Origin of the sequence: Parvibaculum lavamentivorans DS-1, assembly GCF_000017565.1 — a bacterium.
Taxonomy (GTDB): domain Bacteria; phylum Pseudomonadota; class Alphaproteobacteria; order Parvibaculales; family Parvibaculaceae; genus Parvibaculum; species Parvibaculum lavamentivorans.
In genome coordinates, this window is the sequence record NC_009719.1 from 3,712,146 (window position 1) to 3,727,839 (window position 15,694).

The 15,694-nt window shown below is 62.0% G+C and carries 15 protein-coding genes; 5 read left to right on the forward strand and 10 right to left on the reverse strand.

The genetic code is table 11. The features are described 5' to 3' along the window. The first annotated feature begins 57 nt into the window (after positions 1-57). Positions 58-1,884, forward strand: coding sequence for a heavy metal translocating P-type ATPase (locus PLAV_RS17605; RefSeq protein WP_483466559.1), 1,827 nt, complete (start codon positions 58-60; stop codon positions 1,882-1,884). Positions 1,885-1,929: 45 nt separating this feature from the next. Continuing rightward, complete coding sequence (locus PLAV_RS17610) at positions 1,930-3,093, forward strand: flavin-containing monooxygenase (RefSeq protein ID WP_245545176.1); 1,164 nt, start codon at positions 1,930-1,932, stop codon at positions 3,091-3,093. 106 nt (positions 3,094-3,199) lie between these two features. Here the strand turns inward: PLAV_RS17610 and PLAV_RS17615 are convergent, their stop codons facing one another. From PLAV_RS17615 to PLAV_RS17630, 4 genes are all read right to left on the reverse strand, one after another. Then, the gene (locus tag PLAV_RS17615; protein ID WP_143710250.1) at positions 3,200-3,718 is read right to left on the reverse strand and encodes a hypothetical protein; all 519 of its coding nucleotides are present in this window, start codon (positions 3,716-3,718) and stop codon (positions 3,200-3,202) included. A 287-nt stretch (positions 3,719-4,005) separates the two neighbouring features. Continuing rightward, the gene (locus PLAV_RS17620) at positions 4,006-4,353 is read right to left on the reverse strand and encodes a DUF6634 family protein (RefSeq protein WP_012112381.1); all 348 of its coding nucleotides are present in this window, start codon (positions 4,351-4,353) and stop codon (positions 4,006-4,008) included. Positions 4,354-4,701: 348 nt separating this feature from the next. Beyond that, positions 4,702-5,118 carry a DUF5615 family PIN-like protein gene (locus tag PLAV_RS17625; RefSeq protein WP_012112382.1) on the reverse strand — a complete coding sequence of 139 codons (417 nt, stop codon included), beginning with the start codon at positions 5,116-5,118 and terminating at the stop codon, positions 4,702-4,704. Further along, entirely contained in the window at positions 5,115-5,768 is a 654-nt protein-coding gene (locus PLAV_RS17630; protein ID WP_012112383.1) for a DUF433 domain-containing protein, read from the reverse strand. The genes PLAV_RS17625 and PLAV_RS17630 overlap by 4 nt, the downstream gene beginning before the upstream one ends. 841 nt (positions 5,769-6,609) lie before the next feature. On the opposite strand from PLAV_RS17630, the gene PLAV_RS17635 reads away from it, so the two are divergent. Beyond that, positions 6,610-7,857 (forward strand): cyclopropane fatty acid synthase, encoded by a 1,248-nt coding sequence (locus PLAV_RS17635; protein ID WP_012112384.1) that lies wholly within the window; start codon positions 6,610-6,612, stop codon positions 7,855-7,857. A gap of 14 nt (positions 7,858-7,871) precedes the next feature. On the opposite strand, the gene PLAV_RS17640 is transcribed toward PLAV_RS17635, so the two are convergent. Then, complete coding sequence (locus PLAV_RS17640; protein WP_012112385.1) at positions 7,872-8,270, reverse strand: DoxX family protein; 399 nt, start codon at positions 8,268-8,270, stop codon at positions 7,872-7,874. A gap of 365 nt (positions 8,271-8,635) precedes the next feature. Here PLAV_RS17640 and PLAV_RS17645 point away from each other — a divergent pair, with 365 nt between their 5' ends. Beyond that, positions 8,636-10,129: a replicative DNA helicase gene (locus PLAV_RS17645; RefSeq protein WP_012112386.1), complete on the forward strand. Its 1,494-nt coding sequence runs from the start codon at positions 8,636-8,638 to the stop codon at positions 10,127-10,129. Positions 10,130-10,245: 116 nt separating this feature from the next. Here the strand turns inward: PLAV_RS17645 and PLAV_RS17650 are convergent, their stop codons facing one another. Genes PLAV_RS17650 through PLAV_RS17665 form a run of 4 tightly spaced genes read right to left on the reverse strand, consistent with a single transcriptional unit; the run spans position 10,246 to position 12,501 of the window. Continuing rightward, complete coding sequence (locus PLAV_RS17650) at positions 10,246-10,656, reverse strand: CBS domain-containing protein (protein ID WP_012112387.1); 411 nt, start codon at positions 10,654-10,656, stop codon at positions 10,246-10,248. Further along, positions 10,653-11,003 (reverse strand): P-II family nitrogen regulator, encoded by a 351-nt coding sequence (locus tag PLAV_RS17655; protein WP_012112388.1) that lies wholly within the window; start codon positions 11,001-11,003, stop codon positions 10,653-10,655. Before PLAV_RS17655 ends, PLAV_RS17650 begins: the two co-directional genes overlap by 4 nt. Continuing rightward, the gene (locus PLAV_RS17660) at positions 10,993-11,760 is read right to left on the reverse strand and encodes a DUF1538 domain-containing protein (protein ID WP_012112389.1); all 768 of its coding nucleotides are present in this window, start codon (positions 11,758-11,760) and stop codon (positions 10,993-10,995) included. Before PLAV_RS17660 ends, PLAV_RS17655 begins: the two co-directional genes overlap by 11 nt. A 3-nt stretch (positions 11,761-11,763) precedes the next feature. Then, on the reverse strand, positions 11,764-12,501 hold the full coding sequence (locus tag PLAV_RS17665; RefSeq protein ID WP_012112390.1) for a DUF1538 domain-containing protein: 738 nt from the start codon (positions 12,499-12,501) through the stop codon (positions 11,764-11,766). A 95-nt stretch (positions 12,502-12,596) separates the two neighbouring features. On the opposite strand from PLAV_RS17665, the gene PLAV_RS17670 reads away from it, so the two are divergent. Beyond that, positions 12,597-13,466, forward strand: a complete 870-nt coding sequence (locus PLAV_RS17670) for a universal stress protein (RefSeq protein WP_012112391.1) — start codon at positions 12,597-12,599, stop codon at positions 13,464-13,466. A 73-nt stretch (positions 13,467-13,539) separates the two neighbouring features. On the opposite strand, the gene PLAV_RS19135 is transcribed toward PLAV_RS17670, so the two are convergent. Next, complete coding sequence (locus PLAV_RS19135; protein WP_012112392.1) at positions 13,540-15,654, reverse strand: sensor histidine kinase; 2,115 nt, start codon at positions 15,652-15,654, stop codon at positions 13,540-13,542. Positions 15,655-15,694 lie beyond the last annotated feature (40 nt).

Below are 15,694 nucleotides of genomic sequence, written 5' to 3' on the forward strand. Positions count from 1 at the left end.
CCCCGAAAGCGCGCCAGGGAGCCTTTGTGGAAGGGGCGCAAGAGCCGACTCGTCCTTTTGACCGGCGCCCTCTTCGCACTTGCCTTCGCGATGGCGCAGATCTTTCCCGAACGGGAACAATGGCTTTATTCGGGCGCCGCGCTTTTAAGCGTCATTCCCTTTGCGAGGCGCGCTGTTGCCGGAGCAATGTCCGGCTCGCCTTTTACTATCGAGACGCTGATGACGATTGCGGTGCTCGGTGCGGTCGTCATCGGAGAGGCCGAGGAAGCTGCCGTCGTCATTTTCCTGTTCGCGGTCGGAGAGCTGCTCGAAACCGTCGCGGCCGGCCGGGCGCGAGCGGGCATCAAGGCGCTGATCGACCTCGTGCCGCGCGTGGCGTTTTGCGAGCGTAACGGCACGGTCGAAAAAGTCGCGGCGGAAGATCTGGTTGTTGGCGATGTCGTCGTAGTGCGGCCCGGCGACCGTGTTCCTTCCGACGGCACGGTGATCGACGGCATATCGGAGGTCGACGAAGCGCCAGTGACCGGCGAGTCCGTGCAGGCACTCAAGAAAGCAGGTTCGACGGTCTATGCCGGCAGCATCAACGCCAATGGCGAGCTGCGTGTCTCGATCGACCGTGTCACGTCCGACAACACGATTACACGCATCATCCACATGGTTGAGAAAGCCCAGGAATCAAAGGCGCCGACCGCGCGCCTGATCGACCGCTTCAGCCGGTGGTATACGCCGGGTGCAATGGTTGTGGCGGCTCTGATCGTCATGGTTCCACCACTCGCCTTTGACGGCGACTGGATGACGTGGACCTATCGGGGACTTGCCACGCTGCTGATCGCCTGCCCCTGCGCACTCGTCATCTCGACGCCCGCGGCAATCGCCTCGGGCCTTGCCGCCGGAGCGCGGCGGGGATTGTTGATCAAGGGGGGTGCGGCGCTCGAAACGCTTGGCAAGGTCAGGACCGTTGCTTTCGACAAGACCGGAACGCTGACACGCGGCTGCCCGCAGGTAACGGATGTCGTGCCGGTCATGGGTAGTGAAGATTCGGTGTTGGCGGTAGCGGCAGCGGTCGAGCGCAACACCAGTCACCCGCTCGGTCGCGCGATCGTCGAGGTGGCGGTGATGCGCGGGCTGGACATGCCGGCTACCTTCGGCGGCGGCACCGCAACACCTGGCAAGGCAGTGACGGTGCGGCTAGAAACCGGCTTTGCTTCTGTCGGTTCACCCCGTTATGCTGCGGAGCAGACTGCCATCGCCGCCGAGGTCGCAGAGAAGATCGCGACGCTGGAAAGCGAGGGCAAGACGGTTGTCGTGCTCCTGTCGGAAAAAGCCGTCGAGGGATTGATTGCACTTCGCGACGAACCGCGTGAAGACGCGATGGAGGGCGTGAAGAGGCTGACGGAGCGTGGCATCCGTGCCTTGATGCTGACCGGCGACAACCTGCGCACGGCCAACGCCATTGCGGGTCACCTCGGCATGGAGGCGAGTGCCGAGCTTCTGCCGGACGCCAAGCTCGCCGAAATCAGCCGGCTTAAAGAGGATGGCCCTGTCGTCATGGTGGGAGACGGCATCAATGACGCGCCCGCGCTCGCTGCGGCCTCGGTCGGCGTTGCCATGGGTGTCGGCACCGATGTCGCGCTGGAGACGGCGGACGCCGCACTCCTGAAAAATCGGGTAACGGGCGTCGCCGATCTCATCGACCTGTCGCAGGCGACCCTTGGCAACATCCGGCAGAACATCGCAATCGCGCTGGGATTGAAGGCCGTCTTCCTCGCAACGACTCTTCTCGGCGTCACAACGTTGTGGATGGCGATCCTCGCGGATACGGGTGCTACTGTGCTTGTTACAGCCAACGCGCTGCGTCTTCTTGTTCGCGAGCCATCGAAATAGGTGAGTTAGGAGCTGTGGAAGCCCAGGCGTCCTGCAAGAGACGACGTGCAACAACAGGAAGACATGAGGATGATACCGGAGGTTGTGCATCCCGATGATGGCCGAACGGCGGAGCTTTGGGCGAAGACGTTCGATGTGCTGGTCATCGGTGCCGGGCAGGCGGGCCTCGCCGCGGGGTATCGTCTTGCCGGAACGGGATGCTCCTTTCTGATTGTAGATCGCCAAGCCCGTATCGGAGACAGCTGGCGCGGACGCTACGATTCACTCACCCTGTTTACGCCACGGGCTTTCAGTATGCTCCCGGGGCTCTCTCTCGATGGTGCGCCGGATGGCTATCCAACACGCGATGAGTTCGCCGACTATCTTGAGACCTATGCAGATTATTTTGATCTGCCCGTCCTTTCCGGCAACGGGGTGAAACAACTCCGGTTACGGGCCGGGCGCTTCGAGGCAACGCTCGACGATGGACGGAAAATCGCAGCCAGAGCCGTGATTGTCGCTACGGGTGCCTTCCAGAAGTCCCGGATTCCGCCGGTTGCCGCCGATTTCGACAACACCGTCAAGCAACTGACACCGGACACCTATCGCAATCCCGGTGATGTTCCGCGAGGCGCTGTCCTGGTGGCTGGAGACGGAGCGTCGGGGCGCGATATTGCCGCCGAGCTATCGGTGACCCACAATGTCGCGCTTGCAACGGGCCGGAGACGCCGGCTGTTTCCCGAACGCATCCTCGGCAAAAGCACATGGTGGTGGTTGAGGATTCTCGGATTGATGAAAGCGAAACCGGGCTCGCTTGCGGGCCGCCTGATGCGCCGCACCGACCCCTTCCCCGACCGGGGGCGTAGTCTCGACGATTTACGGGTCCTGGGTGTCGCGGTTGTCCCCCGCCTCGTCGGTGCCGATGGCCGGACCGCATTCTTTGCCGATGGATCGACGCGGGAGTTGAACTGTGTCATCTGGTGTGCCGGCTATCATGGCGACAACGCATGGCTTGATATCCCCGGCACGAAGGATCCACACGGCCGCTTCCAGCACGAAGGCGGACGAACCTCCGTCCCCGGTCTTTTTCATCTTGGCTTGCCCTGGCAACGCAACCGTGCCTCTGCGCTCGTGATGGGAATAGAAGAAGACGCGGCGGAAATCGTCGCATTCGTTCGAGACTATCTGAATGTACCTATGACCCAAACTCAGGTTATTCGACCGGGTTGAGGTGACCTGTTTCTATGTCTTGTGGGTCTTGGGGTGTGGCTTTCCCATAGCAATTGCACGAGCACTCCGAGTCTCTGCGTAAACTTCGGCATCGATACCCGCGCCATCAAATCCCCCTGGCGAGACTGGCGACGGCCTGAGGATCCCGTCCCTCGATCAGCCACTGCCTCGGCGTCATGGGTTCTTCGGATTCGTCGACGAGATCGGGTTGTTCGCTCTCGAAGAAACCGGCGATCTCGATCGGCAGGGCCGTTTCCCGGATTGCCTTCAGAACGATGGCAAGCCCGGGCAACTCGCTTTCCCCGGCAAACTGGAATGACGGAATGAGCCACGCGTTCGCTCTTTTGACACCGATCAGCGTCCGCTCAGAGAGGTGCTGGCGCAGCCGGCGGCCGGAAATACCTAGAACCCTCGCCGCCTGCGCCGGCGACAGCGCTGTTGCGAGGAGAGTGCCCTCGAGAATGGCCGTCCGCACGATCGGACGATAGAACGTCCCGGAGCGATCGACCGATACACCGACGGATTCGAGAGCTTTCCGTTCGGCATCGGTCAGAGGCTTGTTTTGCTCGCGCCCCGGATCGTATCGCTCCGCTATCGCCTCTGCGGCATCGGCAAAAGACTCCATCAGAACCCTCCGGATATCCGCGGGAAGCCTGTCCAGCTGCTCAGCCAGTCTGGCAGCGGCCTTTTGTTCGGTGCTGGATGCCTTTGACATGGAAGCGCTCCTGCGGCGCTGGGGAATGACATTGCCGGGTTCTTCATGGCCTGCCATTCGGGTGACGGGATAGCGGCGGCTTCTGCGCGCTTGCCGTGCCGATTGCTGTTTTACCGGCGTTCTCCGCCTGCTCTGCGCTTTAATCTGCGGTTCCGGACATATTTTGTCCGGAACCGCAGATTAAATCCCGCCCGGCATCAGGCCTGTATCCATTTCGCCATTGCCGGAGATGGCGATCCGAGCCTGTAGAAGCGGGAGAGAGTTCGGGCCCATCCGAGGTCGGGGGCGAACACACAGAGGTCCGACGTCATGGCTGTCGTCGCTCCGAGAAGGGGATGACCCGTGACCTTTCCCTGCAGCGCGACCACGCCACGCTGGACGAATGAATAATCGTCGATGAAGGGAGCGTCCTCGAGGTCTTCGAATGACGGCAGGACGCCGGCTCTCAGCCATTCGAGATCGACGCAGAGCTCTTTCAGCCGCGCCAGTTCCTCATTCAGGTGGTTCGTTCGCAGAACACCTTCCCGTCCTACATAGATGACCATGTCCGTCCTCCTTGTTGATCGGAGGCAGGCTAAGGGCACCATTAGAACATAACAAGAACAAAAACATGTGCGATATCCCGAGTCAAGAAGCTTCTTCGATGGAAACTCTAAGGATCGCGCCGCTTCCCCAGATGGCGAGGCAGGGAATTTCTTGTCGAGCGCGAGGCTCGGGAGCATCTCTCCGGCAACCAACCCGTCACGGAAACCCGGCCCGCACTGCAACGAAGTGCGGGCCAAGGAGAGAAGTCTCCCCCAGCGTGAGCATGAACGAGTGGGCGTCCCGTCTTTCTGGGGAAACCTTGATGGTCTAAGCGACGATGACGGATTCTCTATCCGATCCGGTGCTGCTCAATCCTTGGGCAAGGCGTAGCGCAGCACCCGAAGCTCAATCCCGTCCTCCAGAAAGATTTCAAGAACCTGGTTGATGAGATCATCGTCGGCACTGAGTTCGACCAGCGCCTGCTCGAACAGCTCGATGTGCATGTCGAGATTCATGCTGGGTGGGCCGTTGAGACAGATCAACCCGGCATGGATGGCGACGTCGGCATACTGGCCCTTGGTGCCTGGCTTATCTTTCGGACCCCGGAAATCCACCGAATTCCTGGTGACGAACGTCCAGTCTCCGCCGAGAATGATCGGCTTCAGCTCCCAGTCTTTCAGGCCGGCGAGCTTCATCCAGACAACGTGGCTGGTCTCGTTATATCCTTTTTTCAATGCCAGCTTCGCCAGTTCGGGACTTAGGCACTCGTCGATCAGAAACTTCATCCCGCCTTCCTGGCTCGAGGAATGCGGCGATCCGTGATAATGACCGAGCCTTCGCAAAGATCGGCGGGAGCGCGTGGGCGACCGCGCAGCGGGTTTGCCTCCGCGTAGATTGTGGCAAGCCTGACTTTTTCGGTATCTAGGCTGGGCCAGGTCGCGAGGATGCGCTCCGTCGAATGGCCGGCGGCTACGGATGCCGCGACATCATAGACCGGAACACGGGTGCCCCGAATGACGGGTGTGCCGCCGAGAATGTCGGGTGAGGTCGTGACCATCTCCCGCGCGGTGGCGAGATCGTCCAGCCGCTCGCTCGCGCCCTTCATGAAGGGCAGCAGGTCGATGGTCAGGAAATCGTCGCGGACGGTCCAATCCTCACGCAACAGCGCAGCCCAAGGCAGGGCGCGGGACCGCGCAAGCCGAGGCTCTGCGGTCCTGATGGCCGACAGGCGCTCTTCCGAGGTCAGGCGCCGGGCGCTCGCGAAATAGAAGGTGATGAGCGAACAGGCGCCGGCCAGGACGTAACGGCCATTGTCGAACGAGACGAAGGCGTCCGGCAGGATGTGTTCGTCGAGAGCACGATTGACGTCGCGCAGGCTCACGCGCGAGACAACGGCGACCTCGCTGACCTTCAGCATTTCCGCGACTGCGGGCATGGGAACCTCCTGATTAAATATTCCGACGCATCGGAATGTATATCAGAGAGTCCGAAATTTCAATCCCTAATCCGGGCATTGTGAGACGAGATGACGAGCTGGCCCGACATCACGTCGGCGAGCATGCGGGCGAACGCCGCCGGTCTCCCCGGCAAGGGTATCACCGCCTTAACCGGGACAGGTATATACGTGGGAGCAAGACGATCCTGATTATCAAGAAAAACATGTAATATATTATATAATTGTCGTTTTGTGGCGGGGGTTGCAAATACTACGCTGCGGCACGAAACAATCCGCTACAGCTCTCTTGGGCAAGCTGGTCGAGTACTGGCCGGCAGGTTAAGAGGAGCCACAAGTTGAGACGGTTGCCTCCACCGTAACCAGATCACACAACAAAAACCCCGCAAAACCAATCGGTTATCGGGGTTTTGTTTTGCATGCACTGTCCCACTTCAACAAAATCAACCGCCTTGCAAGCGGAGGTTCAAATCGGATTTCTGAAATCCCGCAACCAGTTGTGAAACGTAGCGGTGTGCAGATAAGCACCCTGCAGAGGGCAGAAAGGGGACGCTGGCGTTAGAAGGCTACGACAATTCGGGGACCAAAGGGGCTGGGGAACCGGCCTCACAGCCTTTCAACATTTATCATAGGGGCTGGCTCCTCGGGGGCGCCCTTTTTGCTGGAACTCCCTCATGCCGCAAGCGTTTCCCTTGCATCGGGCGGAGGATTAACTTTAGATATATTCCAGAAAGCCTTCACGCGCCGCCGCTCTCCCCCCAAGCGACGGGCCCATGACGGTGCGGAAGATCTGAAGTTTCAATCCTCGCTACAGGAGGGTTCGATGTTTTTCAGCATGCTTCTCAGCCACGTCGTTCACCGCGGATCGCTGACCGTCATCAGCGCGAACGGCCGCAGACGCGAATTCGGCGACGGCACCGGCACACCGGTAACGGTGCGGCTTCACGACAAGACCGTGGCGCACGAAATGGCGTTCAACCCTTACCTGAAGCTCGGCGAAGCCTATATGGACGGCCGGATGACCATCGACCCGCCGGCGACGATCTATGATCTGCTCAATGTGCTGACGGGAAATCTCGGGACCAAATTCGCGGGGCCTGCGTTCGAACTCTATGGCGCGCTGCGGCGCGCGAAGCGGCGGATCGACCAGCACAATCCCGTCGGCAAGGCGCAGAAGAACGTCGCTCACCACTACGATCTCGACGGCGGCATCTACGATCTCTTCCTCGACAAGGACAAGCAATATTCCTGCGCCTACTTCCAGCGGCCGGACATGACGCTTGAAGAAGCGCAGCTTGCGAAGAAGCGCCACATCGCCGCGAAGCTGCGCATCGAGCCGGGCATGCGCGTGCTCGACATCGGCTGCGGCTGGGGCGGCATGGCGCTGACGCTGGCGGAGGAAACGGGCGCGGATGTCGTCGGCGTGACGCTGAGCAAGGAGCAGCACAAGGTCGCGACGCGGCGCGCGGAGGAACGCGGGCTTTCGGGACAGGTTGAATTCCGGCTGCAGGACTATCGTTCGCTGAAGGAAAACTTCGACCGCGTGGTTTCCGTCGGCATGTTCGAACATGTCGGCGTGGGTCATTTCCGTGAGTATTTCGACGGGGTGATGAAGCTGCTAAGTCACGATGGCGTCGCGCTTATTCACACGATCGGGCGGCTGGACGGGCCGGGCTCGACCAATCCCTGGATCGCGAAATACATCTTTCCCGGCGGCTATATTCCGGCACTGAGCGAGATGTCGGGCACGGTCGAACGCTCCGGCCTCTTCATGACCGATATCGAAATCCTGCGGCTCCATTATGCCGAAACGCTGCGCGAATGGCGGCGGCGCTTCATGGAGAAACGCGACACGGCGGCGCGCATCTATGACGAAAGATTTTGCCGGATGTGGGAGTTCTATCTCGCGGGATCCGAAACCTCGTTCCGCAACGAGGGCATGGTCGTCTTCCAGATGCAGCTTGCCAAGCAGATCGCGACGCTGCCGCTCACCCGCGACTACATGGTCGAGGACGAGCGGCAACTGAACGCGGAACCGCAGGCGCAACGACGCCTGCTGGCCGGCGACTGAAACGCAACCGTTGCTTATGCCGCAGCGACTGCCGGCGCGCCGCGCCTGCCGTCTATGCTGTAGGCACCGGCGCCGAAGGCGAAGACATAAAGGAAGCCGCCGGCGAGCGCGAGGTTCTTCAGGAAGGACGGATCCGACAGGCCGGGGTGAAAAATCAGCGCCGTCATCACGCAGAAAACCGCGAAGGCGAGACCGACAAGACGCGCCTGGAAACCGACCAGCAGCAGGATGCCGCCGCCCAGCTCAAGCGCGACAGTCAGCACATAAATCACCTGCGGAAGCGGCAGACCCTTGGATTCGATGAAGCCTATCGTGCCCTCCGCGCCCAAGGCCTTGTTGAGGCCGGCGAGGATGAAAAGAGCGGCGAGCAGGACGCGGCCGGCGAGCATCACGATATCGTTGGAAACCTTCATGGTTCTCCCCCCAAATGATTGCAACGGCGCAAGCTTAGGCTCGCTTCAGGCGGGGATAAAGCGGCGTTATGGAACCGACTGTCATCGAACTGTCATCAAACCGTCATGACGCAGAAACGGCATGCGCGGGTGCCCTCCCCGGCTTGCCAAAACGGGGATAAAGGTGCCTGCCGGGGATAAAAGCCGCGACTCGGGTTAAACTCAAACCGCCCACAGGTCTTTGCAGCCGAAAGTCCTTTTGTACCAAGGGACTAGCGCCGGGAGGCCGACTTATGCACAGGGCCGGGACAAAAAACCTGTGAAATCTTGTCCCCGCCCCCGGAATCGCGCCCCCGCGCGCACCCGTTTCGACTAGAACCAACGCCATGGAAAACAGCCAAGCCGCCTATTCACGAGAGCCCGAGGGAGACGCCGTGAGCGACTACCGGGTGCAGCCCCACAATATCGACGCGGAGCAGGCGCTGCTCGGCGCGATGCTGGTCAACAATGAGAGCTACGACCGGGTGGCGAGCTTTCTGGAGCCATCGCATTTCTTCGATGCCGTACACGGACGAATTTACGAGGCGGCGGCGAAGCTCATCACGCAAGGCCACCTCGCCTCGCCCGTGACGCTGAAGAATTTCTTCGAGCGCGACGCGGCGCTGGCCGAGATCGGCGGCCCGCAATATCTCGCAAGGCTCGCGGGCGCGGCGACGACGATCATCAACGCGGAAGAATATGGCCGCACCATCTACGAACTCGCGATCCGCCGCGAACTCATCAATGTCGGCACGGAAATCCACAACCGCGCCTATGACGCGCCCATCGACGACACGCCGGCGCAGCAGATCCTCGATGCGGAGCAATCGCTCTACCAACTGGCCGAACGCGGCAAATACGAAGGCGGCTTCCAGAGCTTCCACGAGTCGCTCAACATCGCCATCGACATGGCGGCGGAAGCCTTCAAGCGCGACGGCGGGCTTTCCGGCATCTCGACGGGATTGCGCGACCTCGACCAGCGGCTGGGCGGCTTGCAGCCTTCCGACCTCCTGATCCTTGCCGGCCGCCCCTCGATGGGGAAGACCGCGCTTGCGACCAACATCGCCTTCTCGGCCGCGAAGAGCTACAAGGCGGAGCACCACGCGGACGGCACGGTGACGGCGACGGATGGCGCCATTGTCGGTTTCTTCTCGCTCGAAATGTCGGCCGAACAATTGGCGACGCGACTGCTCGCCGAACAATCGGGCGTGCCGTCGGAACGCATCCGGCGCGGCAATATCCATGAGGACGAATTTCACCAGCTTGTCGACGCGGCGCGCGAGCTGCAGAGCATTCCGCTTTACATCGACGATACGGGCGGCCTCACCATCGCGACGGTGGCCGCCCGCGCACGCCGCCTGAAGCGGCAGCGCGGCCTCGGGCTGCTCGTCATCGACTATCTGCAATTGCTGGCGGGCTCGGGAAAGAGCGGCGAAAACCGCGTGCAGGAAGTGACGCAGATCACGACGGGGCTGAAGGCGCTGGCGAAGGAGCTGAACGTGCCGATCCTCGCGCTGTCGCAGCTTTCGCGCCAGGTGGAAGCGCGCGACGACAAGCGGCCGCAACTATCGGACTTGCGCGAATCCGGCTCGATCGAGCAGGACGCCGACGTCGTCATGTTCGTGTTCCGCGAGGAATATTACGTCTCGCGCCGCGAGCCGACCGAGGGCACGCCGGAACATCTTCAGTGGCAGGAAGATATGAACAAGGTGCATGGCCTCGCCGAATGCATCATCGGCAAGCAGCGCCACGGGCCGACGGGGACGGTGAAGCTGCAGTTCCAGGCGGATGTGACGAGGTTTTCGGATCTGGATCAGGTGCATACGGAGGGGTTCGAGTGAGGGGGACAACCTCACTGTATGAGACTGTATGAGGGACGGAGTTCCGGAGAATCCGCAAAGTTGTCTCCGGATTGCCGGGGCCTATCGATACCCCCGACGAAACGGGGGCGAAGCGTTTATCTCCCCTCCGCCTCCCTTAGATAATGGATCGTCATGTCGCGCAGCGTGACGAGACCGACGAGATCGCGGTTATCGAGCACGAGGCAGTGAGACATGCCGAACTGCGACATGAAGCGCACGGCATATTTTATGTTCATCTCCGCATCGACCGTCGGGGCCGGTTTCGTCATGATCTCATAGATATTGGTGCGGGAGAGCGGACGATTCTTGCCGATCGCCTCGCGCGCAATATCCGCAGCGAGGAGCAGACCAAATTCGTCGCGCTCGTCGCGCCGGTCCACCACGAGCGAGGAGATGCCGCGATTTTCCATACGGGCGAGCGCCTCCCTGACCGTGGCCATGCCATCGATGCGCTGCGGGTCACGCGTCATTACCTCGCGGACGGGCAGGAAAAAGGACTGGTTCATATTTCATCTCCTACCTTGCTGGCCAACTCGCGGATTTGCGAGGTGAGGCCTACGGCATCCTCGATCGATATCTGGACGGCGATGCCGGAGCCCGGTTTCTCATCGAACTGCCCCGCTTCGGCAACCCGCTCGAGAATACCGCGGCTCAGATGCTCCTCCACGACGAGCAGAACGACATTGCGATGCTGCGAGAGATCGAGCCCCAGAAAGGTCTTTTCCTGTTTCAACCCCTCGCCGCGCGCACCGGTGATGACCGTCGCGCCGGTCGAGCCCGCCTCGCGGGCGGCATCCAGCACCGCGCCCACGCGCGAGTCGTCCGTCAGCACGAGAAGCAACTTAAACTGCATCTTTTCCTCCTTTGCCTCCGCTCACCAATCTGGCCTGAATTGAGGCGAAGGCAAGCAGCAATACAGCCGGCGACAACAGCGCCAGTACGATAAGTCCGAACCCGTCGGCGGCGGTGGCCTCGTTCGGCATGGCCTCCGCCACCGCCACTCCGTAAGCGGCGATCATGGGTACGGTGACCACCGAGGTCGCCATGCCGCCGCTGTCGAGTGCGAGCGGCACAATCTCCTTCGGCGCAAGCGCGACCGCCACAATGAGCATCGCGACAAAGCCTGCAAGAAGCCACGCAAGCGGAATACCGTCCACGATCCGCAGAGTACCCATGACGAGGCCGATCGCCACTCCGCAGGCGATGACGAGGCGAAGCGCAAGAGCACGGAGCGTGCCGCCCGAGAGTTCCTGCACGCGGTCTCCGGCGGCAATAAGCGTCGGCTCGATCAACGTGACGGAGAAGCCGATGAACCCGGCAAAGACGAGAAGAGGCAGATAAGCGGCCACCCCTCCTCCGCCCTCCACGAAACCGCGGATCACCAGAGCGCGGGCAATGTCTCCGCCTATCGGAATGAGCGATTGCTCGAGTCCGATGCGAAAGAGCGTGAGCCCAAGCGCGACATAGGCGAGACCGACGAGGATAGCCTTGAGATTACCGACCGGTTTGCGGACGACAACAAACTGGAAAAACCCGATCACCAGCACCAGCGGCGCAAGGTCCACCAGCGTGCGGAGCGTTTCGCCGGCAAAAATTCCGAGAAATTCCATCCGTCAGCCTGCGAAGAGCGAAAAGACCAGAACGACGAGCATCGGCGCAAGGCTTGCCATAGCAACGAAACCGAAACCGTCAACCACAGGATTGCGCCCGCGAATGGTAGTGGCAAGCCCCACGCCGAGCGCGAGCATCAGCGGAATGTTGATAGCCGAGGTGGAGGCGGCGCCCGCGTCGAACGCGATATCGCCGAGCGCGGAGCCGCTGGCGAGCGCGAAGACCGTCGCCAGTGTGTAGCCGGGAAGGATGAACCAGACAATAGGCCATCCTTTCACGAGGCGGAGTACGGCAAGCGCCACGCCGGCACCCACGGCGCAGGCAACAACATAGCGCAACACCGTCGCGAAGGCGCCGACCGCGCCGTCGCCTGGCGCCGGGCCGCGCGTATCCGCAAGGGCGCTCGACGCCTGGAGCGCGACGATGCCGAGAGCAGGCTCGGCCACCGTGCTGCCGAAGCCGATGGCGAAGCCAAAGCCGACGAGAAGGAGCAGGCTGCCGCGCCGGGCGACGAGATCCGCCAAATCCTCGCCCAGCGGAAAGATGCTCATGGCAAGGCCGCGCACGAACAGCGTCATTCCGACAAGAAGGAGAAGAATTCCTGCGAACCTGCGGTAGAGGTCAGGCATCTCCTCGCCGAGAACAAGGAACTGGAACAAGGCCACCACGCCGAGTACAGGCAGAAGGTCGCGCAGATTGCCCGCGATCTCTCTCAGGAACAGTATGGCCCGACCGTACACCCGCCCCCTCGCTGGAAGTTTGAAATGCTTTTCGTATAGAATAATGAGGTGGACAGGATTTAAAAGGACGCAGTGGCCCGCCTGACGGAGAAATAATGAAACATCTTCTCGCGGCAACGGATTTGTCGCACCGGTCGGACAAGGCGCTCGACCGGGCAGCGCTTCTTGCAGGACAGTTCTCCGCCTCTCTCGACGTGCTGCATGTCGTCGACGACGATCAGCCCGCGGACATCATCGAGCGGGAAATGCAGCAAGTGCGCGCGCTGCTCGAGACGCGCGCGGCGGCACTTGAAAAAGCGGCGGGCACGGCACCGGCGATGTTCGTGGCGAAAGGCGATCCCTTCCAGGAAATTTCCCGCGCAGGCGAGGAGAAGCACGCCGACCTTATCGTGATGGGCGCCCACCGCCGCCGGATTCTCAAAGACGTCTTCACGGGAACGACCGTCGAACGCGTCATCCGGACGGGCCGCCTGCCCGTTCTGGTGGCAAATTCGGAAGCGGAGGGTCCCTATCGCAACGTCGTCGTCGCAACCGACCTGTCCGACGCCTCGGTCCGGGCCCTGCGCACGGCCAGGGCGCTCGGAATCCTCGACGGACTCAAGGTCACGCTCCTGCATGCGTTTCTCCCACTGGCCAAAGGCATGATGGTCTATGCGAATGTCGAACCGGACAAGATCGCGGATTACGTGGCGCATGAATCCTCGGAAGCCGGACAGGCCATCCAAACCTTCATCGAGGGGCTCGACCTCGCGCCGAACGACTATGAACTGAAGTTGGAGGAAGGCGCTCCCTTCGACGTCATCGCCAGGGCGGTGGCGGAAAGGAAGGCCGATCTGCTCATCATCGGCACGAAGGGACTTACGGGCGCCAAGCGTCTGCTGCTCGGCAGCGTGGCGGACGCGGTTCTCAAAAGTGTGGATTGCGACGTGTTGGCGGTGCCGATCGCATTGCAGGCAGGCGCATAAAGGATTTTCATTCGCGGAGCGAGGCCCTCGGCTTTCCTGTTGCGCCGCGTTGCGGTCTCGGGCGAGGCGCCCCTTACCCGGCAGCGCAGGCGAGGTCCGGGGCGGAGGGCAGGCAGCGTTCGCGCGGGAGGGTAATGGTGACCGTGGTGCCGCGGCCGGGGGTGCTTTCGATGGCGAAGTGGCCGCCATGCTGTTCGGTCAGCACCTGGACGATGGGCAGGCCGAGGCCGAGGCCTTCGTATTTGCGGCGGAACTGGTCTTCGAGCTGACCGAAGCGGGCGAGCGCCTTGGGGATGTCTTCGGCGACGATGCCGATGCCGGTGTCGGCGACGGCGATGCGGTAGCCGCTCTCGTCCCGCGCGAGCGTGACCGCGACCGTGCCGCCGGGGACATTGAACTTGATCGCGTTGCCGACGAGGTTCGTCAGTATCTGCCTGATCTTGCGCTCGTCGGCGAAGACCGGCGGGAGGCCGGCATCCGCATCGAGGCGGCAGACGACTTCCGCCTTACCGGCCTGAGCGGCGGTGGCGGCGAGCACCGCCCTTGCCACGCTTTCGATGCAGACTTCCTCTTCGTTGAGCGCATCGGTGCCGGATTCGACGCGGGAGATGTCGAGGATGTCGCTGACGAGATCGAGAAGATGGGTGCCCGAATTGTTGATGTCCTTCGCATATTCCGCATATTTGCCGTGGCCGAGAGGGCCGAAGACTTCGAGCTTCATAGTTTCGGAAAAGCCGATAATGGCGTTCAGGGGCGTGCGGAGCTCGTGGCTCATGGTGGCGAGGAATTCGGATTTGGCGAGGGATGCCTGTTCGGCGGCCATGAGGGCGCGGGTGAGCTCGTCGGCGCGCGCCTCGAGAACGGCGTTCGCATCGCGCAGGGTCCGGTGGAGGGTGTCGCGCTCGCCCTCCACGCGGCGGTATTTCAGCATGAAGGCGCGGATGTGGAGCATGGTGACGAAGACGATGAGAAGGTTCGACAGCTCCATCGAGGCGCCGATGATCTTCATGCTCGTCAGCACTTCGTAGGCGAAATAGACCATGGCGGCGAGAAGGACGGCGAGCGCATCGCGGCGCGCTTCCTTTTCCATCAGCAGCGTACGGAGGATCGTGACGCCGACGGCGAGGATGATGACGGCCCAGAGAAGCTGGAACGGCTCGCGCAGCAGCGTGACGGTGCCCGGCGCCATGAAGGGCGCGACAAGAAGGGCGAAAAGGCAGAAGACGGCCGAGACGCCATAGATCAGCTTGTCGACCCAGACCACCCTGCCCTCGCGGAAGAGATAGCAGATGAAAGCGTAGTAAGCGGGGGCGACAAGGAAGAGCGAGAAATATTCGAGGTCGTATTTGCGCGCTTCCGGGAAGGAGGGCAGATAGTCCCAGATGAGATTGCTGACAAGGACGACACGAAGCGCCGAGGTGGCGCAGAGGGCGGCGAAGATCAGATGGCCGCGCGGGTTGCTGGTGGAACGGCCGACGACGAGCGTGAGGATCGCGACAAGGACGAGGACAAGTGCGAGCGCCGTCGGCAGCGCGCTGGCGCGGCGCTCGGCGGAATCCATTTTTTGCAGGAAGCCGATCGAGGGCACGTCGACGATGCCGCCCTGCTTGTGAACGTAATTGGCGAGCTGCACGACGAGGCGGAACTGCCGGAGATCGTGGGGCAGCGGGATGACGGGCGCGGTCGGGTTGACGGCAACGATGCCTTCCGCGCGCGACGGATCGCCATTGCGGTGCAGGGACTGCACTTCCAACTCGCCATAGCGTCCTCTCGAGACGGCATAGATCGCGTAGACGGAGCGCGTGGTGCCGAGGGAGAGGGCCAGCGCCTGCGAGGTTTGCGGCAGGGCGAGATCGAGGCAATAGGTGGCGGTGCCGTGGCCTGTGGAAACGCGGGTGGTGAGCGCGGGGCCCCAGATATCGGGAAGTGTCACGTGCTCGGCTTCGAGACCTGCGAAGGAGAGGGAGCAGCCGCCGCCGAAGCGCGCCGCAGGCACAAGGGCGTCGCGATAGACGGTCCAGCCTTCCTCCAGCATCAGAGGATCGCCATTGGCGAGGCCGGCGGCGGATGGCGGCCGCAGGACGGTTTCGCCCGATGCGGGCAGCGGCGCGGCCCAAGCCAAAAGACAGGCAAGGAGAAAGGCCGCCATGCCAATCATCGGCTTGTGTCTGATCGAGGTCCGGTCCATCGCGGTCGCTCCAAGGGCGATGGCGAGTGTGGAGCAATAC

What these genes read in the sequence shown, in the direction of transcription:
- PLAV_RS17615 (WP_143710250.1), bottom strand. Translation starts at nt 3,718, where the DNA reads ATGGAGTCTTTTGCCGATGCCGCAGAGGCGATAGCGGAGCGATACGAT.
- PLAV_RS17620 (WP_012112381.1), bottom strand. Translation starts at nt 4,353, where the DNA reads ATGGTCATCTATGTAGGACGGGAAGGTGTTCTGCGAACGAACCACCTG.
- PLAV_RS17625 (WP_012112382.1), bottom strand. Translation starts at nt 5,118, where the DNA reads ATGAAGTTTCTGATCGACGAGTGCCTAAGTCCCGAACTGGCGAAGCTG.
- PLAV_RS17630 (WP_012112383.1), bottom strand. Translation starts at nt 5,768, where the DNA reads ATGCCCGCAGTCGCGGAAATGCTGAAGGTCAGCGAGGTCGCCGTTGTC.
- PLAV_RS17635 (WP_012112384.1), top strand. Translation starts at nt 6,610, where the DNA reads ATGTTTTTCAGCATGCTTCTCAGCCACGTCGTTCACCGCGGATCGCTG.
- PLAV_RS17640 (WP_012112385.1), bottom strand. Translation starts at nt 8,270, where the DNA reads ATGAAGGTTTCCAACGATATCGTGATGCTCGCCGGCCGCGTCCTGCTC.
- PLAV_RS17645 (WP_012112386.1), top strand. Translation starts at nt 8,636, where the DNA reads ATGGAAAACAGCCAAGCCGCCTATTCACGAGAGCCCGAGGGAGACGCC.
- PLAV_RS17650 (WP_012112387.1), bottom strand. Translation starts at nt 10,656, where the DNA reads ATGAACCAGTCCTTTTTCCTGCCCGTCCGCGAGGTAATGACGCGTGAC.
- PLAV_RS17655 (WP_012112388.1), bottom strand. Translation starts at nt 11,003, where the DNA reads ATGCAGTTTAAGTTGCTTCTCGTGCTGACGGACGACTCGCGCGTGGGC.
- PLAV_RS17660 (WP_012112389.1), bottom strand. Translation starts at nt 11,760, where the DNA reads ATGGAATTTCTCGGAATTTTTGCCGGCGAAACGCTCCGCACGCTGGTG.
- PLAV_RS17670 (WP_012112391.1), top strand. Translation starts at nt 12,597, where the DNA reads ATGAAACATCTTCTCGCGGCAACGGATTTGTCGCACCGGTCGGACAAG.
- PLAV_RS19135 (WP_012112392.1), bottom strand. Translation starts at nt 15,654, where the DNA reads ATGGACCGGACCTCGATCAGACACAAGCCGATGATTGGCATGGCGGCC.